Raw genomic sequence first — 20,730 nt, 5'->3', positions numbered from 1 at the left:
GACGGCCTTCCCGTTCCAGTCCGCACTGGGTACCGGACGATTTCTCGTCATGCTAACGCGATCGGTTCCCGCGGGACGGTCCGTCCACAGGCTGTGGGCGGCGAACGGAGCGTCCGTCCCGGCGCCCCGCGCGGACCCCGGCCGTGGACGTCCCGTACCGCCCGCGCGGCTCACCCTGCATGATCGGCCCCATGACTACGACGGACGACGCGGAACGGCGGGACGACGAGGGCGGCGGGCGGCCGGCGGAGGCGGAGCGCGGGCAGCGGCTCCGCGAGCGGCGGCAGGCGGCGCACCGGGGCGCGCGGCGAGTGCTCGCGCGCCCCGGCTTCCTCGCCTCGCTCCGGGAACGGCTGGCCCTGCTGGACGGCGCCGGGGAGCTGTACGACCTGGACGAGCCGGCCGACCAGTACGGCAACGGCGTCGTCACCGCCCTGGAGGAGCGGGTCGCGACGCTGCTCGGCACGGAGGCGGCGGCGTTCTTCCCGACGGGCACGATGGCCCAGCAGGTCGCCCTGCGCTGCTGGGCGGGCCGCACCGGCAGCCCGGTGGTCGCCCTGCACGGGCTCAGCCACCCCGAGGTGCACGAAGGGGACGCCCTCAGCCAGGTCAGCGGGTTGCGTCCGGTCCGGCTGACGAGCGCGCCCCGGCAGCCCACCGCCGAGGAGGTACGTGACTTCGAGGAGCCGTTCGGGACGCTGATGCTGGAGCTTCCGCTGCGCGACGCCGGGTTTCTGCTGCCCACCTGGGAGGAGCTGACCGAGGTGGTGGCAGCCGCCCGGGAGCGGGACGCCGTGGTCCACTTCGACGGGGCCCGGCTGTGGGAGAGCACCACGCACTTCGGCCGGCCGCTCGACGAGATCGCGGGCCTCGCGGACAGCGTCTACGTGTCGTTCTACAAGTCGCTCGACGGCTTCGGCGGCGCCGCGCTCGCCGGTCCGCGGACGCTGGTGGAGGAGGCGCGCGCCTGGCGGCACCGTTACGGCGGCATGGTCCACCAGCAGTTCCCCACCGTCCTGTCGGCCCTGGCCGGCCTGGAGCGGGAGCTGCCCCGGCTGCCGGATTACGTGGCGCACGCGCGCGTGGTGGCCGACGCGCTGCGGGAGGGGTTCGCGGCGGCGGGCGTGGCGTGGTCACGGGTCCATCCGGGAGTGCCGCACACCCATGAGTTCCAGGTCTGGCTGCCGTACGACGCCGATGTCGTCGCCGAGGCGGCGGTGCGGCAGGGCGAGGAGACGGGCGTCCTGCTCTTCGCCCGCTCCTGGAGCGCGCCCGGACCGGGGCTCGCGATGACGGAGGTGAGCGTGGGGGCCGAGGGGCTGGAGTGGTCGGCGGAGGATGTACGGGTGGCTGTCGCCGACTTCGCGGGGCGGCTGGCCGCAACGGACACCGGAACCCGGTGATCGCTCGCTCCGCGCCGCGGGGCCCCTCCTCGACGCGGGAACGGCGCGGTGGCCGTCCCTTCAGCCTCGCCCACCGCCCGCCCGCACCAGCCCCGTCTCATAGGCCAGCACCACCACCTGCACCCGGTCACGGAGGCCGAGCTTGGTGAGGATGCGGCCGACGTGGGTCTTCACCGTCGCCTCGGACAGGACCAGCCGGGCGGCGATCTCGCCGTTGGACAGTCCCTGGGACACCAGCACCATCACCTCGCGCTCGCGTTCGGTGAGCCGCCGCAGCCCGGCGTGCGGCGGCTCCTGGACGCCGCTGGGCAGCATCGGCGCGAAGCGGTCCAGCAGGCGCCGGGTGGTCGACGGGGCGACCACCGCGTCGCCGCTGTGCACGGAGCGGATGGCGGCGAGGAGCTCGGCGGGCGGCACGTCCTTGAGGAGGAAACCGGAGGCGCCGGCCTTCAGCGCCGAGAAGGCGTACTCGTCCAGGTCGAAGGTGGTCAGGATCAGCACCTTGGGGGCGCCGGGCTCCCCGCAGATGCGCCGCGTCGCCTCCACGCCGTCCAGCTTGGGCATGCGGACGTCCATCAGGACGACGTCCACGGCGGTGGCGCGCAGCACCTGGAGGGCCTCGACGCCGTCGCCCGCCTCCGCCACGACCTCCATGTCCGGCTGGGCGGCGAGCACCATCCGGAAACCGGTGCGCAGCAGCGCCTGGTCGTCGACGAGCATGACGCGGATCGTCGTCATCGGGAACTCTCTCCTCGGTGGGGGCGGGTGTTCAATGGGCGGCCTTGAGGGGCAGCAGGGCGCTGATGCGGAATCCGCCGCCGGGACGCGGACCGGCGTCCAGTGTGCCGCCCACCATGCCGACCCGTTCCCGCATGCCGATCAGGCCGTGGCCCTGCCCGTCGAGCCCGCCCTCCCCGTACGCCTCGCGCGGGGCGCCCTTGCCGTCGTCCTCGACGAGCAGGCCGAGCCCGTCGTCGAAGTAGACCAGGCGCACGCTCGCCCCGGCGTTCGGGCCGCCGTGCTTGCGGGTGTTGGTGAGCGCCTCCTGCACGATGCGGTACGCGGTCAGCTCCACGCCGCTGGGCAGCGGGCGCGGGGTGCCCTCGACCTCGAAGTCGACGGGCAGCCCGGAGTTCCGGCACTGTTCGACCAGGTCCTCGATCTGCTGGACGTCGGGCTGCGGCACGTACTCCCCCGCCTCCCGGTGCTCGCCGGTGCGCAGCACGCCGAGCAGGCGGCGCATCTCGGCGAGGGCCTGGCGGCCGGTGCAGGAGATGGTCTCCAGGGCCTTCTTGGCCTGGTCGGGGGCGGCGTCCAGGACGTAGGCGGCGCCGTCGGCCTGCACCACCATCACCGAGACGTTGTGCGCGACCACGTCGTGCAGTTCGCGGGCGATCCGGGCGCGCTCGGCGGCCACCGCCACCTTGGCCTGCGCCTCGCGCTCCCGCTCCAGCCGGGCGGCGCGCTCCTCCAGCTGCGCGAAGTAGGCGCGTCGGGTGCGGACGGAGTCGCCGAGCACCCAGGCGAGCGCGAACGGCACCGTCATGAACACCGTCAGCGCGATGTTGCCCGACACCCCCGTGTACTCGCTGGGCCAGCGCAGCTGGGCCAGGGGCGCCGCGCACAGGCCGGCCGCCAGCGCCAGCCGGGAGGCCCAGCGGACGCCGGTGGCGGCCACCGTGTAGACGATCACCAGCATGGCGAAGTCGGCGGCCATCGTGGCGAGGTCCAGCACCAGCTGCCCCGCGCCCAGCACGAGGGTCAGCAGCAGCATCCTCTCCGGTATCCGCCGGCGCAGCGCCACCACCAGGCACAGCAGCACGGCGAACGGGACGATCAGCGCCGCGGCGTCCACCCCCCTGCTCACCTGGCCCTCGACCGCGGACAGCAGGGTGAGCGCGAACAGGACGAGGGCCCAGAAGAGGTCGACCCCGGTCGGGTGCCTGCGGAGGAATTCGTAGAGGCGCTGCACGTGACCCAGCGTAGGCAAGGCCGACAGGTGCGGGGGTCAACCGGAGGGCCGATCCCCGGTGGGCGCGTGTACTCCGCAAGGTGGAGGCCGTACGCGCCCGCACGCCCCCCGGTCCGTAGCCTGGGACGGTGACAGAAGGGGCGACGGGCGGGGCGACGGACGGGGCGGCAGGGGGCGCGTGGCGGGGCTGGCGGGACGCGGCGCACGAGGCCCTGTACGGACCGGAGGGTTTCTACCGCCGGCCCGAGGGACCGGCCGGGCACTTCCGTACGTCCGTGCACGCGTCGCCGCTGTTCGCCGCCGCCGTGGCGCGGCTGCTGTGCCGGGTCGACGAGGCGCTGGGCCGGCCCGCGGCGCTGGACTTCGTGGACATGGCGGCCGGGCGGGGCGAGCTCGCCGCCGGGGTGCTCGCCGCGCTGCCCGCCGGCGTGGCCGGCCGGGTCCGGGTCTGCGCCGTCGAGATCGCCGGCCGACCGGCCGGGCTCGACCGCCGGATCGCGTGGCGGAGCCGGCCGCCGCGCCGGATCACGGGACTGCTGTTCGCCAACGAGTGGCTGGACAACGTACCGGTGGAGGTCGCGCAGACCGACGCGGCGGGCGTGGCGCGGCGGGTGCTGGTGCGCGGCGACGGGGCCGAGCGGCTCGGGGAGCCGGTCGGCGGGGCCGAGGCCGGCTGGCTGGCGCGCTGGTGGCCGCTGCCGCCGGAGCCGGGGCGGCGGGCCGAGATCGGGCTGCCCCGGGACACCGCCTGGGCGTCCGCCGTGTCGGCGCTCGACCGGGGGCTCGCCGTGGCCGTCGACTACGCGCACACGGCGGACGCCCGCCCGCCCTTCGGGACGCTGACGGGCTTCCGCGGCGGCCGGGAGACACGGCCGGTGCCGGACGGCTCGTGCGACATCACCGCCCATGTGGCGCTCGACGCCTGCGCGGCGGCGTGCGCGACGGCCGGCGCGGCGCGCGGGCTTCCCGGCGCCCGCCTGCTGACCCAGCGCGCCGCCCTGCGCGCCCTGGGCCTCTCCGGCGCACGCCCCCCGCTCGCGCTGGCGTCCAGCGACCCCGGCGCCTACGTACGCGCCCTCGCGTCCGCCGGTGAGGCCGCCGAGCTGACCGCGCCGGGCGGCCTCGGCGACTTCGGGTGGCTGCTCCAGCCGGCCGGGATCCCCGGCCTACTTGTCGATGTCCCCGACCACGAAGAACAGTGACCCCAGGATCGCCACCATGTCCGCGACCAGCGTCCCCGGCAGCAGCTCGGTCAGCGCCTGGATGTTGTTGTACGAGGCGGAGCGCAGCTTCAGCCGGTACGGGGTCTTCTCGCCCTTGCTCACCAGGTAGTAGCCGTTGATGCCGAGCGGGTTCTCGGTCCACGCGTACGTGTGCCCCTCGGGCGCCTTCAGCACCTTCGGGAGCCGCTGGTTGACCGGGCCGGGCGGCAGCTCGGCGAGGCGGTCCAGGCAGGCGTCGGCGAGGTCGAGGGCGTTGTGCGTCTGCTCCAGCAGGCACTCGAAGCGGGCCAGGCAGTCGCCCTCGGCGCGGGTGACGACCCGCAGGGTGTCCTGGAGGTCGCCGTAGGCCAGGTAGGGCTCGTCGCGGCGCAGGTCGAAGTCGACGCCGCTGGCGCGCGCGATCGGGCCGCTGACGCCGTACGCGTGCACGGCCCCGGGCGTCAGCACGCCCACGCCCCGCGTCCGTCCCCGGAAGATCTCGTTGCCGAGCACCAGGCCGTCGAAGACGTCCATGCGCGAGCGCACCGCGGACACGGCGCCGCGCGCGCGTGCCGCCCAGCCGGCCGGCAGGTCCTCCTTGAGGCCGCCGACGCGGTTGAACATGTAGTGCACGCGCCCGCCGGAGACCTCCTCCATGACGTTCTGCAGCTCCTCGCGCTCCCGGAACGCGTAGAACACCGGCGTGATCCCGCCCAGTTCCAGCGGGTAGGAGCCGAGGAACATCAGGTGGTTCAGCACCCGGTTCAGCTCGGCGAGCAGCGTGCGCAGCCACACCGCCCGCTCGGGCACCTCCATGCCGAGCATCCGCTCCACGGCGAGGACCACGCCCAGCTCGTTGGAGAACGCCGACAGCCAGTCGTGGCGGTTGGCGAGCACGATGATCTGCCGGTAGTCACGCGCCTCGAACAGCTTCTCCGCGCCCCGGTGCATGTAGCCGACCACGGGCTCCGCGCGGGTGATGCGCTCGCCGTCCAGGACGAGCCTCAGGCGCAGCACCCCGTGCGTGGACGGGTGCTGCGGGCCGATGTTCAGCACCATGTCGGTGCTCTCCGCGGCGCCGCCGATGCCGACCATGGTCTCCGTCGTAGGAGTCATGGACCCAGTCTCCCCTACGTACGCTGGGTCCATGGAGACGGGGAGCCCACACGGCACGGCGGCGGCGAGCGGGGGCGAGCCCCGGTGGACCGGGCTGCCGCCCGGGCTGCTGCGGATGCGACGGCTGCTGCTGGTGGTGTGGCTGGGGCTGCTGTCCGTCGCCGCCGGGGTGCTGCCCGGCCTGTTCCTCGGTCCCGCCTGGGCCGCCCTGGCCCTCCTCCCCCTGGCCCCGCTGCCCTGGGGCTGGGTGATGCTGGAGCGCAACTGGCGCTCCTGGCGGTACGCCGAACGCGCCGACGACCTGCTGATCAACCGGGGTGTGCTGTGGCGTGAGGAGACGGTCGTGCCGTACGGGCGGATGCAGCTGGTCGAGGTGACCTCGGGGCCGGTCGAGCGGTACTTCGGGCTGGCCGGCGTGCAGCTGCACACGGCCGCCGCCGCGACCGACGCCACCATCCCCGGCCTGGACCCGGCCGAGGCGGAGCGGCTGCGCGACCGCCTCACCGAGCTGGGCGAAGCCAGGTCGGCGGGGCTGTGACCACGACCGGCGCCGAAGGGGACGGACCGGTCGGCGGAGACGGACCGGTTGGCGAGGACGGACCGGCCGGGGAGGAGGTCGTCGAGCGGCGGCTGCACCCCGTGACCCCGCTGCGGCGGGCCTGGGCGCCGGTCGCCGTACTGGCCGGCTGGGCGCTGCACGACCCCGACCAGGCCCAGCGCCAGCTCACCCGGCTGACCACGGCCACGCTGGTGACCGGCCTCGCCGTGCTCGTCCCGGCCGCCGCCCTCTACGGCTTCCTGAGCTGGTGGTTCACCCACTACGCGATGACCGGCACGGAACTGCGCATCCGCACCGGGCTGATCTTCCGGCGCACCGCGCACATCCGCCTCGACCGCGTCCAGGCCGTCGACGTCACCCAGCCCCTGCTGGCCCGGATCGCGGGCGTGGCCAAGCTCAGGCTCGACGTGGTCGGCACCGACAAGAAGGACGAACTCGCCTTCCTCGGCGCCGGTCACGCGCGGGCGCTGCGCGCCGAGCTGCTCGCCCGGGCCGCCGGTTTCGCGCCGGGGGCCGCCGCCGGGGCCGGCGAGGCCCCCTCCCGGCGGCTGCTGCGCGTGCCGCCCCGGGTCATCGCCGTCTCCCTGCTGCTCACCGGCCGGACCTGGGGCGCGCTGCTGGCCGCCGTGGCCGTACCGGCGCTGCTGTGGTCGGCCACCCACAGCCTGTGGACGGCGCTGGCCGCCGCCGTACCGCTGGCGGGCGCGGCGGGCGCGAGCAGCGTGGGGCGGTTCGTCGGCGAGTACGACTGGACCCTGGCCGAGTCCCCGGACGGGCTCCGCATCGACCACGGGCTCCTGGACCGCGCCCACGAGACCGTGCCGCCGGGACGGGTGCAGACGGTACGGGTGGTGGAACCGGTGCTGTGGCGGCGCCGGGGGTGGGTCCGGGTGGAGCTCGACGTGGCCGGGTCCTCGAATTCCGTCCTGCTGCCCGTCGCCCCGCGCGAGATCGCCGAGTCCGTGGTCGCGCGGGTGCTGCCCGGGGTGACGGTGCCGCCCCTGGCGTCCCTGGCACCCGCGCCGCGCCGGGCCGGGCGCCGGGTGCCGCTGTGGTGGCGCGGCTACGGGCTCGCCGTCACCGACGAGGTGTTCGCCGCCCGGCACGGGCTGCTGCGGCGCGTCCTCGCCCTGGTCCCGCACGCCAAGGTGCAGAGCGTGCGGCTGACCCAGGGGCCGTGGCAGCGGGCGCTGCGACTGGCCCACGTACGCGTGGACACGGGGGCCGGCAAGACGGTGACGGCGGCGCAGCGGGACGCCGTGGAGGCGGCGGAACTGCTGCGCGCCCAGGCGGAACGCTCCCGCACGGGGCGGCGTGACGCCGGGCCGGACCGGTGGATGACGCGGGGGCCGGAACGGGCCGGTAGGTGACGCGGGGCCGGGCCGGTCTCGGAGCCATCGGCCGGAGACGGGGCCGGAACGGGGCGGCGCCCCGGCAACTGGGCCGGGGCAGAACCGGAACGGGACCAGGACCAGAGATAGGAACAGGCCCAGGAACGGGACCGGAGCGGCACCGGGGCAAAACCGGAGGAACCGCAGAGCGGAACCGCAGGGCGGAACCGCGGCGGGGATCCGTCAGGACGCCGCGCTGCGCAGCCCCTCCATGTCGATCTGCTCGGTCTCGTCGTGGGCCGTCAGGTCGACGACCTGGCCGACCCCCCGCGACTCCGCGCCGGCCGGCTTGAACCCGGCCTCGGCCTCGGCCTTGTGGAGGGCGAGCGCCTCCTGGCCCACCACGTCGGCGAGGTCCTCGTTCTGCACGGAGGCCACGGCGCCGGCGGAGCCGCCCTCCTCCCCCGGACCGGAGGGCTGCGGCCTCTTGTTGCCGAAGAAGTCGAAACCGCCCTCGACGGCCGGGCGCCGCGCGGGTGCCGCGGCCGGGACGACGGCCACCGCGGTCGGCACGGTGAAGTGGCCCAGGGCCCGCCGCGTGGGCTGGGCGGGCTGGTCCGGCGCGGCGGCGCCCGCCGCGCGCTCGTGCCCGCCGGCCGCCTCGGCGCCGTCCGCCGCCCCGTCCGCCGGGGCGGGCCCGGCCGCCGCGTCGGCCGGGCGGCCGACGCCACCGCCGCCACCGTCCCCGTCGTCACCGCCGTTCCCGTCGGCGCCCGGCCGGATGCCGCCGTCGCCGTCGGCGTCCGCCCCCGCCGCCTCCGCGTCCAGCCGCGCCAGCGCCGTCCTGGCCCGCAGGAACAGCCGTGCGCCCTCCGGCGAGAAGACGGAGACAACGGAGGGAGCCGCCGCACGCCGCTCGGCCTCCCCGCCCTCCGACGCCCCCGGCGCCCCCGGCGCCTCCGGTGCCGTACCCGCCGCGGCCTGCGCCGCCGTACGAGCCGTGGGCAGCGCGGGCGACGGGGCCACCGTCTCCAGTTCCAGCCGCCGGCGGCCCTCCAGGGCGCTGGCGCGCTCGGTCTCCGCCGTGGCGTACCGGCGCAGCAGCTCGGCGTGCTCGTTGCGCAGCCTCGCCAGTTCCGCGCGCTTGGCGCGCAGCCGCTGTTCCAGCTTGCCGCGCAGTTCGCGCGACTCCTCCAGGTCGGATTCCAGTTCGGCCACGCGTTCCTCGAAACGCCACTCGTCGCTCGCCCGCGCGCGCGTGAGGTCGGCGACCCGCCGGCCCGCCTGGGTGTCCCAGTGCCGCATCACGACCGCGCCGAGCACCGCGGTCACCGCGGCGGCCCCGGACAGCGCGCGGAGCACCAGCGTTTCGCTGAACACCCAGGGGCCCACGGCGCAGACGACGGAGACGCCTGCGATCGCCGACGGGGGAAGCAGCCTGTGCAAGGGCGGGGAATGGCGGTGACGTCCACGTGGCATGGCCAGAAACTTACCGCGCGTAGGCGATTCTTGACGCCTCGACCCCGCAAAAAGACAGCTGCCTCAGAAGTGTTCACAGGACATCAGGAAACAAACGGCGGACGCGTCGCGGACGCGACATCATTTGATCAAGATCATTTATTACCGGCCGCTTCTCATTAACCGCGCGGAAAGGCGGCCCGCCCGATTCCGCGCCCGCCCCGGACGCCCGCCCGCACGCCCGCGCCGACCCGTCCGTACCCCGGCCCGTCCGCACCCCGGCCCGCGGCGGAGCGCGGCCGCCCGCTGGGCCTACGCTGAACACATGAGCAAGCAGACCGGCCCCCGCCACGTGGCGGGACTCACCACATGGGACCGCTGCGCGGTCATGGGGGTCGTCAACGTGACCCCCGACTCCTTCTCCGACGGCGGTCGCTGGTTCGACACGACGGCCGCCGTCAAACACGGGCTCGACCTGGTCGCCCGGGGCGCGGACCTGATCGACGTCGGCGGCGAGTCCACCCGCCCCGGCGCCACCCGGGTCGACGAGGCCGAGGAACTGCGGCGGGTCGTGCCGGTGGTGCGCGGCCTGGCCTCCGAGGGCGTCACGGTCTCCGTCGACACCATGCGCGCCGCCGTCGCCGAGAAGGCCCTCGCGGCCGGTGCCGCCCTGGTCAACGACGTCAGCGGCGGCCTCGCCGACGACCGGATGATCCCGGTGGTCGCGGACGCCGGCGCCCCCTTCGTGGTCATGCACTGGCGCGGCCTGCTGACGGGCGGCAACGTCCGGGGCTCCTACGACGACGTCGTCACCGAGGTCACCGACGAGCTGCACGCGCGCGTGACGGCCGTCGTGGAGGGCGGCATCGACCCGGACCGCGTCATCGTCGACCCCGGCCTCGGCTTCTCCAAGGACGCCGAGCACGACCTGGTCCTGCTCGCCCACCTCGACCGGCTCCTGGGACTGGGCCGTCCGCTGCTCGTCGCCGCCTCCCGCAAGCGGTTCCTCGGCCGGGTGCTGGCCGGACCCGACGGCGCCGTGCCGCCCGCGCGGGAGCGCGACGCCGCCACCGCCGCCGTGTCGGCGCTCGCGGCCCGGGCCGGCGCCTGGGCGGTGCGGGTGCACGAGGTGCGCGCCACCGCCGACGCCGTACGGGTCGCCCGCGCCGTGGAAGAGGCCGCGGCCCACGACACGGAAGGAACCAGGTGAACGCCCCCCACCTCGATGTGGAGCAGGTCGAGGCGGCCAACACCGCCTTCTACGAGGCGGTGGAGCAGGGCGCCTTCGAAGAGCTGAGCGACCTCTGGCTCGCCCCGTCCGACCTCGGCGTCGACGAGACCTACCACGACCCGGCCGACACCGGCGTGGTCTCCTGCGTGCACCCCGGCTGGCCGGTCCTCACCGGCCGCGGCGAGGTGCTCAGGTCCTACGCGCTGATCATGGCGAACACCGATTACATCCAGTTCTTCCTCACCGACACCCACGTCTCCGTCACCGGCGACACCGCCGTGGTCACCTGCACCGAGAACATCCTCAGCGGCGGCCCCGCCCCCGAGGCGGGCGCGGAACTGGGACCGCTGGTCGGACAGCTCGTGGTCGCCACCAACGTGTTCCGCCGCACCCCCGCCGGCTGGAAGATCTGGTCCCACCACGGCTCGCCCGTCCTGGCGGAGAGCGACGAGGAGGACGCGGAGGAGACACCCTCCTGAGTGCCGGGGCCGGAAAAGTGGTTGGCATCACCGACCGGTGGGTATGGACGGCTACCAGCCGGTGAGCGACCGCCCCCGCCCGGGGGAACACACGGTGAAACCTCCCGGCGCGCGCCCGGCCGACGGCCCCCGCGGCCCGGCGCTGTCGGTGCCCGCGGGTAGATTCGAGTCCGGTCCGGGTGCCGTCCGCATCCGGCGGGGGACCGGCCGAGACCGACGACTGCAGGAGTGATCGCGTGGATCGTGTCGCGCTGCGCGGCCTGAAGGCCCGCGGGCACCACGGTGTCTTCCCCAAGGAGCGCGAGGAGGGCCAGACCTTCCTCGTGGACATCGTGCTGGGCCTGGACACCCGGCCGGCCGCGGCCGACGACGACCTGACGAAGACCGTGCACTACGGCATCGTGGCCGAGGAGGTCGTGGCCGTCGTCGGGGGCGAGCCCGTCAACCTCATCGAGACGCTCGCCGAGCGGATCGCCGAGGTCTGCCTCAAGCACGAGGGGGTCCAGGAGGTCGAGGTCTGCGTCCACAAACCGGACGCCCCGATCACCGTCCCGTTCGACGACGTGACCGTCACCATCACCCGGAGCCGTGTATGAGCGCCCCCTTCCTCAAGGGCCCCAGCGACCCGACCGTCCAGCCGGTGCCCGCCTCGGTCGTCGACCGGGTCGACGCCGCCGACACCACGCTGTCCAACCCCAAGCGCGCCGTGCTCGCCCTCGGCGCCAACCTGGGCAACCGGCTGGAGACCCTCCAGGGCGCCGTCGACGCGCTGGAGGACACCCCCGGCGTACGCGTCAAGGGCGTCTCCCCCGTCTACGAGACCGAGCCGTGGGGCGTCGACCCCGGCACCCAGCCCTCGTACTTCAACGCGGTCGTGATCCTGAGGACCACCCTCCCCCCGGCCTCCCTCCTGGAGCGCGCCCACGCCGTGGAGGAGGCCTTCCACCGCGTACGGGAGGAGCGCTGGGGCCCGCGCACCCTGGACGTCGACATCATCGCCTACGCCGACGTCGTCTCCGACGACCCGCGGCTCACCCTGCCCCATCCCCGCGCCCACGAGCGCGCCTTCGTCCTCGCCCCCTGGCACGACGTGGACCCCGACGCCACGCTCCCCGGCCGCGGCCCGGTCGCCGACCTCCTGGACGCCGTCGGGCGCGAGGGCGTGTCCCCCCGCGCCGACCTGGAACTCCGGCTGCCCGAGTAGTCGTTAAGGTCAGCACGACGACACGTGCGAGGACGGCCGGGACGACCCCGCGCGGGAACCGAAGGGACACCGTGAAAGAGCTGCGCATCAGGGTGCTGGCCGGCGTCTTCGTCGTGGCCGGGATCCTCTCCTGGGCGGGCGCCCGCCTGTGGAACTCGGTCGGGACGCTGCCCAGCGTCCCCCTGGCCGCCCCGATCGTGCTGGCCCTGATCGCCGTGGTCCTGCTGGCCACGGCCCTCTCCCTGCGCGCCCGCCTCAGGGCCCAGCGCGACCGGGTGCCCGGCGCCAAGGGCGTCGACCCCCTGATGGCGGCCCGCGCGGTCGTCTTCGGCCAGGCCAGCGCCCTGGTCGCCGCCCTGGTCGCCGGGATGTACGGCGGCACCTGCGTCTTCCTGCTGGAACAGCTCGACGTCCCCGCCCGCCGCGACCAGGCCGTCTACGCCGGCTTCGCCGTCCTGGCGGCCATCGGCGTGATAGCGGCGGCCCTCTTCCTGGAACGCGTCTGCAAGCTCCCGGAGGACGAGGACGACAACCCCCGGGGCGCGGCCTCGGCGGCGTGACGCCAGACCTCCCGCGGCCGCCTCGTCACACACCCGTCGACCGGGGACCCCGGGCCCGGGCCGAGCGGCGGCCGTGGCGGGCGAGGGGCCCGGCACCGGCCGCGGGACGGCGAGGCCGGCGTGGACGGCCCGGTCGCGACGGGCGGGCCGTCCACGCCCGCCGCCACCGCGGACACCCACCCGGCCGAGGTCCACGGCTCCCGCCCCACCGCCGCCACCGCGGACACCATCCGGTCGGTCACCACGCCGACGACCTCACGGGTCTTCGACGCCGCCGCCACCCCGACGACTCCCGTCGGCGCTGTGCGCGCCCCGTCCGGACTCCCGGGCTCGTCCCCCGCCTCGGCGCCCCCGGCCTGCCGCGCGCCCGCGACGACGCTCACCGGCTGTCCGCCCGGCCGCCCGTACACCACCGGCCCTCACCGGCTGTCCGCCCGGCAGCCCGTACACCACCGGCCCTCACCGGCTGTCCGTACACCGCCGGTCTCCCCTCGGCCGGTGAACAGCTCACCGGCCGAGGAAGGCGTCGGCTCCCCTGGCGATGGGGTCAGCGCGCCAGTATCAAACTCATCGCCTCGGCCCGGGTCGTGGAGTCCCTGAGCTGGCCCCGCACCGCGGACGTCGTGGTCTTGGCGCCGGGCTTGCGCACCCCCCGCACCGACATGCACATGTGCTCGGCCTCGATGACGACGATCGCGCCACGGGCTTCGAGGATCTTCATCAGGGAGTCGGCCACCTGCGTGGTGAGCCGCTCCTGCACCTGCGGCCGCCGGGCGAACACCTCGACCAGCCGCGCCAGCTTGGACAGGCCCGTGATCTTGCCGGTCTCGGCCGGGATGTACCCGATGTGGGCCACGCCGTGGAACGGCAGCAGGTGATGTTCGCAAAGGCTCACGATCTCGATGTCCTTCACCAGGACCATTTCGTCGTGCCCCAGATCGAACGTGGTCGTCAGCACGTCCTCGGGTTCCTGCCGCAGACCGGCCAGAAGCTCCCGGTACGCCCGTGCCACCCGCGCCGGAGTCTCCTTCAGCCCCTCGCGGTCCGGGTCCTCGCCGACCGCGATCAGCAGTTCGCGTACGGCGTTCTCGGCGCGCTTCTCGTCGAACTCGCCGATGAAACCCTCGCCGTCCAGCGTCACGGGGTCGGTCATGTGGTGCCTCGTTCCTGTCACTGTCCTGCTCGGCGGCATATGGGACTGCCGCGCCCCCCAGGCTAGAACCTGGGGGGCGCGGCAGTCATTCCGGTCCTGGTGGGACCTCGGACGGAGCGGTCAGCTCTCCGGGCGGTCCTCCGGGGCGCGCTCCGGAGCCGGGGACGGCTCCGTCGTCGTGCTCTTGACCGTGGTGCTCTTGGCGGTGATCGCCGCCGTGGAACCGTTGGCTCCGTTCGTCAGGGCCAGCTCCTTGGGGGAGAGCACCGGCGGACGGGTGGACGGCGTACGGCGCGAGGAGCCGGTCCAGGCGGGCCTGGCCGGGCGCTTCACGATCTGCGCGAAGATCTCGGCGATCTCCTCCTTGCCCAGCGTCTCCTTCTCCAGGAGGGCCAGCACCAGGTTGTCGAGGACGTCGCGGTTCTCGACCAGGATCTCCCACGCCTCGTTGTGCGCGGTCTCGATGAGCTTCTTGACCTCTTCGTCGACCAGCGCCGCGACCTCTTCCGAGTAGTCGCGCTGGTGAGACATCTCACGCCCGAGGAACGGCTCGGTGTTGTCGCCACCGAACTTGATCGCGCCGAGCCGCTCGGTCATGCCGTACTGGGTGACCATCGCGCGGGCCAGACCGGTGGCCTTCTCGATGTCGTTGGCCGCGCCGGTGGTCGGGTCGTGGAAGACCAGTTCCTCGGCCGCCCGGCCGCCCAGCATGTAGGCGAGCTGGTCGAGCATCTCGTTGCGGGTGGTGGAGTACTTGTCCTCGTCCGGCAGGACCATCGTGTAGCCCAGGGCGCGGCCCCGGGACAGGATGGTGATCTTGTGGACCGGGTCGGAGTTGGGTGAGGCCGCCGCGACCAGGGCGTGTCCGCCCTCGTGGTACGCGGTGATCTTCTTCTCCTTGTCGGACATGATCCGGGTCCGCTTCTGCGGGCCCGCCACGACGCGGTCGATCGCCTCGTCGAGCATCTTGTTGTCGATCAGCTTCTGGTCGCTGCGGGCCGTCAGCAGCGCGGCCTCGTTCAGCACGTTGGCGAGATCGGCACCGGTCATGCCGGGGGTGCGCCGGGCGACGGCCGACAGGTCGACGTCCGGGGCGACCGGCTTGCCCTTCTGGTGGACCTTGAGGATCTCCAGGCGGCCCTGCATGTCCGGGCGGTCGACGGCGATCTGCCGGTCGAAGCGGCCGGGGCGCAGCAGCGCCGGGTCGAGGATGTCGGGCCGGTTCGTCGCGGCGATGAGGATCACGCCGCCCTTGACGTCGAAGCCGTCCATCTCGACGAGGAGCTGGTTCAGGGTCTGCTCGCGCTCGTCGTGCCCGCCGCCGAGGCCGGCGCCGCGGTGGCGGCCGACCGCGTCGATCTCGTCGACGAAGACGATCGCCGGGGCGTTCGCCTTGGCCTGCTCGAAGAGGTCACGCACACGGGAGGCGCCGACGCCGACGAACATCTCGACGAAGTCGGAACCGGAGATCGAGTAGAACGGGACGCCCGCCTCGCCCGCGACGGCCCGCGCCAGCAGCGTCTTGCCGGTGCCGGGAGGACCGTAGAGCAGGACGCCCTTGGGGATCTTGGCGCCGACGGCCTGGAACTTGGCCGGTTCCTGGAGGAACTCCTTGATCTCGTGGAGCTCCTCGACGGCCTCGTCCGACCCGGCGACGTCGGCGAACGTCGTCTTGGGGGTGTCCTTGGTGATGAGCTTCGCCTTCGACTTCCCGAAGTTCATCACCCGGGAGCCGCCGCCCTGCATCTGGTTCATCAGGAACAGGAAGACGACCACGATGAGGACGAAGGGCAGCAGGGAGAGCAGGATCCCGACGAAGGGGTTCTGCTTGGACGGCGAGACGGTGTAGCCGTCCGGGATCTGCTTGTCCTGGTACTTGTTCTGCAGCGTGTTGGCGATGTCCACGCCCTGATCGCCGATGTAGCTCGCCTGGATCTTCGAGCTGCCCTCGACCTTCTCACCCTCCTTGAGCTGGACCTTGACGGTCTGCTCGTCGCCGGTGGTGAGTTTGGCCGATTCGACCTTGTTCTGGTTGATCGCCTGGACGACCTGGCCTGTGTCCACCGTCTTGTAGCCGCCGGACGAGCCGACGACCTGCATCAACACGACCACGGCAAGGACGGCCAGCACGATCCACATGACCGGCCCACGGAAGTATCGCTTCACGTCCATCCACACGGAGCGGTGCCGCCCCGTCCCTCCTGCCATAGTGAGTTTGATAAGACAGTTCTTCTGACGGTACCCCAGCATGGCGGCCCGCAGCCGCACGGGATGACTGGCATCCCCGTCTGCATGCTCCAACGGCGCGAGGGGCTCCGGGGTTCCCGGCCGCCCCGCGTGGGCCGGTCAGCCGCCGTAGACGTGGGGCGCGAGCGTACCGACGAACGGCAGGTTCCGGTACTTCTCGGCGTAGTCGAGGCCGTAGCCGACGACGAACTCGTTGGGGATGTCGAAGCCGACCCATTCCACGTCGATGGCGACCTTGGCGGCGTCGGGCTTGCGCAGCAGCGTGCACACCTTCAGGGAGGCGGGCTCGCGCGAGCCGAGGTTGGACAGCAGCCAGGACAGGGTCAGCCCGGAGTCGATGATGTCCTCGACGATCAGGACGTGCTTGCCCTTGATGTCGGTGTCGAGGTCCTTGAGGATGCGTACGACCCCGGAGGACTGGGTGCCCGCGCCGTAGGAGGACACGGCCATCCAGTCCATGGTGACCGGGGTGGACAGGGCCCGGGCGAGGTCGGCCATGACCATCACCGCGCCCTTGAGGACCCCGACGATGAGCAGGTCCTTGCCCGCGTACTCAGCGTCGATCTTCGCCGCCAGCTCGGCCAGCTTCGCGTCGATCTCTTCCTTGGTGATGAGTACCTGCTGGAGATCGGCACCCATGTCGTTCGCGTCCACCCGCATCACTTTCGGTCGTCCCGCACTTACGGCCTCCGGCTGTCCGGTCCGGCCGCCGGGGTCTGTTCCGGGCGGTCGGCCTCAGCCTTGCCGGATCACCAGTCTGCCACCCTGGCGCCGGGCGACGACCTTGCCGGGCAGGTTGATGGCCCCCTGGCCGCGCCAGCCGGTGATCAGCTTGTCGACTTCCTCGATGTGGCGGGCGAAGAGGGAGCCGGCCGGGGCGCCCGCCTCGATGGCGGCCCGGCGCAGGACGCGGCGGCGCACGGCGGGCGGCAGGGCGTGGAGCTTGCCGCACTCCAGGAACCCCGCGGCGTCGCGGACGCCGGCCTCGGCCTGCCGGGCCCAGCCGTCGAGCGCGTCGGCGTCGTCGCGGGAGAGCCGGGCGGTGCGGGCCAGGGCCTCGACGACGCCCTTGCCGAGGGCTTTCTCCAGGGCGGGCAGGCCCTCGTGGCGCAGCCGGGAGCGGGTGTAGGCGGGGTCGGTGTTGTGCGGGTCGTCCCAGACCGGGAGGGACTGGGCCATGCAGGCCTTGCGGGCGGTCTGCCGGTCGAGCTGGAGGAAGGGGCGCCGGTAGCGGCCGCCGGCCCCCGAGACCGCGGCCATGCCCGACAGGGAGCGGATGCCGGAGCCGCGGGCGAGGCCCAGCAGGACCGTCTCGGCCTGGTCGTCCCGGGTGTGGCCGAGCAGGACGGCGGCGGCGCCGTGCCGTTCGGCGGCGGCGTCCAGGGCGTCGTAGCGGGCGTCGCGGGCCGCCGCTTCGGGGCCGCCGTCGCGGCCGACGGTCACGGCGACGGACTCCACCGGGTCGAGGCCGAGCGCGCGCAGCCGCTGGACGACCTCCTCGGCGCGCAGGTCGGAGCCGGGCTGGAGGCCGTGGTCGACGGTGACGCCGCCGGCGCGGACGCCGAGCCGGGGCGCCTCGAAGGCGAGGGCGGAGGCGAGCGCCGTGGAGTCGGCGCCGCCGGAGCACGCCACCAGCACGAGCGGGGGCGGTGCCGGGCGCCCGGGTGCCGGGGAGCAGGCGTGGGCGGGATGCCGGCCGTGGTGTTCGGTGAGGATGTCGTGGAGGACGCGGCGGACCGCCAGGCGTATCGCCGCGACCGCAGGATGGGGACCCATGTCCGGTGCCCTTCATGAAGTTTTCTTGGGGGGATGCCCGCTGACCGGTCACGCAGAGTGTGTAGATGGTGACAGAAACGGGCCGTTCCCCGAGCATCGCACGCCCGCCGGGGCCTCACGGTCCCTCGGACGGGTGATTGATAGGGGTGTTGCTCTGCCGCGCACTCCCCGTTTCACGACGCGGGCCCGGTTTCACGACTCCGGCTTGCGGTGCACCCGTGCGATCCAGTCCGCCGGTTTGGCGATCTCCGTCCTGGTGGGGAGGGTGTTGGGCGAGGTCCACACGTGGTTGAAGCCGTCCATGCCGACCTCGTCGACGACGGCCCGCACGAAGCGTTCGCCGTCCCGGTACTGGCGCAGCTTGGCGTCCAGGCCGAGCAGTTTGCGCAGGGCCTGGTCGAGGCGGGAGGCGCCCTTGGCGCGGCGCTGCTGGAACTTCTCGCGGATCTCGCCGACGGTCGGCACGACCTGCGGCCCGACGCCGTCCATGACGTAGTCGGCGTGGCCCTCCAGCAGGGACATCACGGCGGTGAGGCGGCCGAGGATCTCGCGCTGGGCCGGGGTCTGCACCAGTTCGACGAGCGAGCGTCCGCCGTCGTCCTCCTCGCCCTCGGGGCGCCCCCCGGCCAGGGTCTGGGCGGCCTCGCGGACGCGTTCGAGGACGGTCATGGGGTCGACGTCGGTCTCCCCGAGGAACGACTGGATCTCGCCCTGGAGGTGGTCCCGCAGCCAGGGCACGGCCGTGAACTGGGTGCGGTGGGTCTCCTCGTGCAGGCACACCCACAGGCGGAAGTCGTGGGGGTCGACGTCGAGTTCGCGCTCGACGTGGACGACGTTGGGGGCGACGAGCAGGAGCCGCCCGCCGCCGTCGCCGGCGGGCAGGTCGCGGGTGGCGGGGGCGAAGGTCTCGTACTGGCCGAGGACCCGGGAGGACAGGAACGACAGCAGCATGCCCAGTTCGACGCCGGTGACCTTGCCTCCGACGGCGCCGAGGACCGCGCCGCCGGCCGAAGTGCTCCGGCGCTCCTCCATCTTGTCCAGCAGGGGTTTGAGCAGTTCCCTGAAGCCCGCGACGTTGGCCCGCACCCAGCCGGGGCGGTCGACGACGAGGACGGGGGTGCCGGCGTCCTCCTCGGAGACCATGCGGGTGAACCCGCGGACGTGTTCCTCGGATGCCTTGGCGTGCCGGCGAAGTTCCGCGACGACGGCCCGGGCCTCGTCGCGGCTGACTTCGGGGCCCGGCCGCACCAGGCGGGTCGCGGTCGCCACCGCGAGGTTCCAGTCGACCATCCCGGAAGAAGCAGCACCACCGATGCTCGTCATGCGTCAACCGTACGTGAGCCCCGGCGCCGGGGGCAGGCCGTGCGCGGCGGACGGGAGCCCGCCCCGCTCAGCGGCAGCCGCACTCCGCGAGGGCGGTCGCCATGCGGTCCAGGGCCGCCTGGGCGGCCTGGGCGTCGGTGGTGCCGGAGGCCAGGAAGGCGAAGCCGAGCGCCCGGCCGTCCTGGGTGACGACGGTGCCGGCCAGGGTGTTGACGCCGGTCAGCGTGCCCGTCTTGGCGCGTACGAGGCCGGCGGCGCCGTCGGTGTAGCGGCTGCTGAGCGTGCCGGTGAAGCCGGCGACGGGCAGCCCGGTGAGGACGGGGCGCAGCTCGGGGCGGCCGGGGTCGGCGGCGGCGGCCAGCAGGCCGGTGAGCAGGCCGGCGGTGAGCCGGTCGGCGCGGTCGAGCCCGCTGCCGTCGTGGAACGAGGCGCCCGCGACGGACACCCCGGCCTGTTTCAGCCGGGCGGCGACCGCGGCGGCGGCGCCCTGGAAGTCGGCCTTCTTCCCGCTCGCCACGGCGGTGTGCCGGGCCAGGGCCTCGGCGAGGTCGTTGTCGCTGTCGGTCAGCATCCGCTCGACCAGGGCCGACAGCGGCGGGGAGGAGACGGTGGCGAGGGTGTCGGCGCGGCCGGTCGCCTTGGAGGGGCCGGGCGGCGACGCCTCGATGCCGCGCTCGGCCAGGAGGTCCGCGAAGGCGCGGGCGGCGGCTTGCGCCGGGTCGCTCTCGCGCGGGGCGGGGCCGCTGGTGGAGCCGTCGGTGCGGGCCTCGTCGGCCATCAGGGCGGTGACGGTGGCGAGGTTGTCGTTGACCCCTATCGGGTGCGCCCCGGAGCCGGCGTAGAGCGTGGTGTCGTAGGACAGCGTCACCTCGCGCACGCCGCGCTTCTTGAGGGCCTCGGCCGTCTCGGCGGCGAGGGTGCGCAGGCTGGCCGGGCCCTCGGCGTCCTCGCGGGCGGTGAGGGTGGGGTCGCCGCCGCCGACCAGGACGAGTTCGCCGGTGTCGGCCTCCAGGGCGGTGCGGGTGGTGAGGCGGTGGTCGGGGCCGAGGGCGGTGAGGGCGGCGACCGCGGTGGCGATCTTGGTGGTGGAGGCGGGGGTGAGGGAGGCGCCGGCGCCGGTGCCGTACAGGCGCGCGCCGGTGGCGAGGTCGACCACCGAGGCGGCGCGGCCGTCGCCGAGCGCGGAGTCCTCCAGCAGGGGGTCCAGGACGTCGGCGAGGGGGGTGCCCCCGGCCGCCCGGCCGGCGCCGGTGGCGCGGTCGCCGTCGAGGCCGGCCAGGACGGCGCCGGCGCTCGGGGCGGGCCGGGGCGGGCCGTGGGCGGCGGTGCCGCCGTGATCCGCGTCACCCGTGTGCCGCTGGGCGACGGCCCGGTCACGCTCGGCCGTACGCTGGCCGGTGGAATCCCAGGGGCCCGCGACGGTCACCGCGCCGGCGGCCAGCGCCAGCCCCGCGGTGGCGGCACCCGCGGTGTACCGCCAGGTCCGCGGCCCCGTGATCCGGGCCGCCGCGGCCCGGGCCGGCCGCGCGATCCGCGGTCCGGCGGCCCGCGCGGCGCGTGCGAGACGCGGACGCACCGCGTCCACGGCGCGTGCCACACCCGGGCGTACCGCGTCCACGGCGCGCGCCACACCCGGGCGTACGGCGTCCACGGCGCGCGCGACACGCGGTCCGGCGGACCGCCACGGTCTCGGTTCCGGCACGGTCGACCAGCCCC

At 74.2% G+C, this 20,730-nt stretch carries 19 protein-coding genes; 9 read left to right on the top strand and 10 right to left on the bottom strand.

Annotation, left to right across the window (positions count from 1 at the left end; genetic code table 11):
• The first annotated feature begins 191 nt into the window (after positions 1–191).
• A complete protein-coding gene (locus ACY1JF_RS11250; protein ID WP_462704883.1) occupies positions 192–1,403 on the top strand; it encodes a threonine aldolase family protein in 1,212 nt (403 codons plus the stop codon).
• Between the two features lie 60 nt (positions 1,404–1,463).
• Here the strand turns inward: ACY1JF_RS11250 and ACY1JF_RS11245 are convergent, their stop codons facing one another.
• Both ACY1JF_RS11245 and ACY1JF_RS11240 read right to left on the bottom strand, forming a co-directional pair.
• Positions 1,464–2,141 carry a response regulator transcription factor gene (locus tag ACY1JF_RS11245; protein ID WP_462704882.1) on the bottom strand — a complete coding sequence of 226 codons (678 nt, stop codon included), beginning with the start codon at positions 2,139–2,141 and terminating at the stop codon, positions 1,464–1,466.
• 31 nt (positions 2,142–2,172) lie between these two features.
• Positions 2,173–3,375, bottom strand: a complete 1,203-nt coding sequence (locus ACY1JF_RS11240; RefSeq protein ID WP_462704881.1) for a sensor histidine kinase — start codon at positions 3,373–3,375, stop codon at positions 2,173–2,175.
• Between the two features lie 128 nt (positions 3,376–3,503).
• On the opposite strand from ACY1JF_RS11240, the gene ACY1JF_RS11235 reads away from it, so the two are divergent.
• Complete coding sequence (locus ACY1JF_RS11235) at positions 3,504–4,577, top strand: SAM-dependent methyltransferase (protein WP_462704880.1); 1,074 nt, start codon at positions 3,504–3,506, stop codon at positions 4,575–4,577.
• Here ACY1JF_RS11235 and ACY1JF_RS11230 read toward each other — a convergent pair.
• Positions 4,542–5,693: an NADH-quinone oxidoreductase subunit D gene (locus ACY1JF_RS11230; protein WP_462704879.1), complete on the bottom strand. Its 1,152-nt coding sequence runs from the start codon at positions 5,691–5,693 to the stop codon at positions 4,542–4,544. The genes ACY1JF_RS11235 and ACY1JF_RS11230 overlap by 36 nt on opposite strands.
• Positions 5,694–5,724: 31 nt before the next feature.
• Here ACY1JF_RS11230 and ACY1JF_RS11225 point away from each other — a divergent pair, with 31 nt between their 5' ends.
• On the top strand, positions 5,725–6,231 hold the full coding sequence (locus ACY1JF_RS11225) for a PH domain-containing protein (protein ID WP_462704878.1): 507 nt from the start codon (positions 5,725–5,727) through the stop codon (positions 6,229–6,231).
• Positions 6,228–7,622 carry a PH domain-containing protein gene (locus tag ACY1JF_RS11220; protein ID WP_462704877.1) on the top strand — a complete coding sequence of 465 codons (1,395 nt, stop codon included), beginning with the start codon at positions 6,228–6,230 and terminating at the stop codon, positions 7,620–7,622. The genes ACY1JF_RS11225 and ACY1JF_RS11220 overlap by 4 nt, the downstream gene beginning before the upstream one ends.
• Before the next feature lie 204 nt (positions 7,623–7,826).
• Here ACY1JF_RS11220 and ACY1JF_RS11215 read toward each other — a convergent pair whose 3' ends face one another.
• Positions 7,827–9,029 carry a hypothetical protein gene (locus ACY1JF_RS11215; RefSeq protein WP_462704876.1) on the bottom strand — a complete coding sequence of 401 codons (1,203 nt, stop codon included), beginning with the start codon at positions 9,027–9,029 and terminating at the stop codon, positions 7,827–7,829.
• A gap of 337 nt (positions 9,030–9,366) precedes the next feature.
• Between ACY1JF_RS11215 and folP the strand changes: the two genes are divergently transcribed.
• The 5 genes from folP (at position 9,367) to ACY1JF_RS11190 (ending at position 12,515) form a co-directional block, all read left to right on the top strand.
• Positions 9,367–10,251, top strand: a complete 885-nt coding sequence (folP, locus tag ACY1JF_RS11210; RefSeq protein WP_462704875.1) for a dihydropteroate synthase — start codon at positions 9,367–9,369, stop codon at positions 10,249–10,251.
• Positions 10,248–10,751 (top strand): nuclear transport factor 2 family protein, encoded by a 504-nt coding sequence (locus ACY1JF_RS11205; protein ID WP_462704874.1) that lies wholly within the window; start codon positions 10,248–10,250, stop codon positions 10,749–10,751. Before folP ends, ACY1JF_RS11205 begins: the two co-directional genes overlap by 4 nt.
• A gap of 236 nt (positions 10,752–10,987) precedes the next feature.
• Complete coding sequence (folB, locus tag ACY1JF_RS11200; protein WP_462704873.1) at positions 10,988–11,347, top strand: dihydroneopterin aldolase; 360 nt, start codon at positions 10,988–10,990, stop codon at positions 11,345–11,347.
• Positions 11,344–11,955, top strand: a complete 612-nt coding sequence (gene folK, locus ACY1JF_RS11195; RefSeq protein ID WP_462704872.1) for a 2-amino-4-hydroxy-6-hydroxymethyldihydropteridine diphosphokinase — start codon at positions 11,344–11,346, stop codon at positions 11,953–11,955. Before folB ends, folK begins: the two co-directional genes overlap by 4 nt.
• A 71-nt stretch (positions 11,956–12,026) precedes the next feature.
• Positions 12,027–12,515: a DUF3180 domain-containing protein gene (locus tag ACY1JF_RS11190; RefSeq protein ID WP_462704871.1), complete on the top strand. Its 489-nt coding sequence runs from the start codon at positions 12,027–12,029 to the stop codon at positions 12,513–12,515.
• Between the two features lie 547 nt (positions 12,516–13,062).
• On the opposite strand, the gene folE is transcribed toward ACY1JF_RS11190, so the two are convergent.
• The 6 genes from folE to dacB all read right to left on the bottom strand — a co-directional run bounded on the left by folE (position 13,063) and on the right by dacB (position 20,665).
• The gene (folE, locus tag ACY1JF_RS11185; RefSeq protein ID WP_462704870.1) at positions 13,063–13,668 is read right to left on the bottom strand and encodes a GTP cyclohydrolase I FolE; all 606 of its coding nucleotides are present in this window, start codon (positions 13,666–13,668) and stop codon (positions 13,063–13,065) included.
• A gap of 120 nt (positions 13,669–13,788) precedes the next feature.
• On the bottom strand, positions 13,789–15,840 hold the full coding sequence (gene ftsH / locus ACY1JF_RS11180) for an ATP-dependent zinc metalloprotease FtsH (RefSeq protein ID WP_462704869.1): 2,052 nt from the start codon (positions 15,838–15,840) through the stop codon (positions 13,789–13,791).
• Positions 15,841–16,014: 174 nt separating this feature from the next.
• Complete coding sequence (hpt, locus tag ACY1JF_RS11175; protein ID WP_462704868.1) at positions 16,015–16,575, bottom strand: hypoxanthine phosphoribosyltransferase; 561 nt, start codon at positions 16,573–16,575, stop codon at positions 16,015–16,017.
• 75 nt (positions 16,576–16,650) lie between these two features.
• Positions 16,651–17,691 carry a tRNA lysidine(34) synthetase TilS gene (gene tilS / locus ACY1JF_RS11170; RefSeq protein WP_462704867.1) on the bottom strand — a complete coding sequence of 347 codons (1,041 nt, stop codon included), beginning with the start codon at positions 17,689–17,691 and terminating at the stop codon, positions 16,651–16,653.
• Positions 17,692–17,883: 192 nt separating this feature from the next.
• On the bottom strand, positions 17,884–19,014 hold the full coding sequence (locus tag ACY1JF_RS11165) for a zinc-dependent metalloprotease (RefSeq protein ID WP_462704866.1): 1,131 nt from the start codon (positions 19,012–19,014) through the stop codon (positions 17,884–17,886).
• A 67-nt stretch (positions 19,015–19,081) separates the two neighbouring features.
• Positions 19,082–20,665, bottom strand: a complete 1,584-nt coding sequence (gene dacB, locus ACY1JF_RS11160; protein WP_462704892.1) for a D-alanyl-D-alanine carboxypeptidase/D-alanyl-D-alanine endopeptidase — start codon at positions 20,663–20,665, stop codon at positions 19,082–19,084.
• Between the last annotated feature and the right edge of the window lie 65 nt (positions 20,666–20,730).

It is taken from the genome of Streptomyces sp. SYSU D01066-1 (genome assembly GCF_054956795.1).
This window is presented reverse-complemented; position numbering and strand designations above follow the sequence as displayed.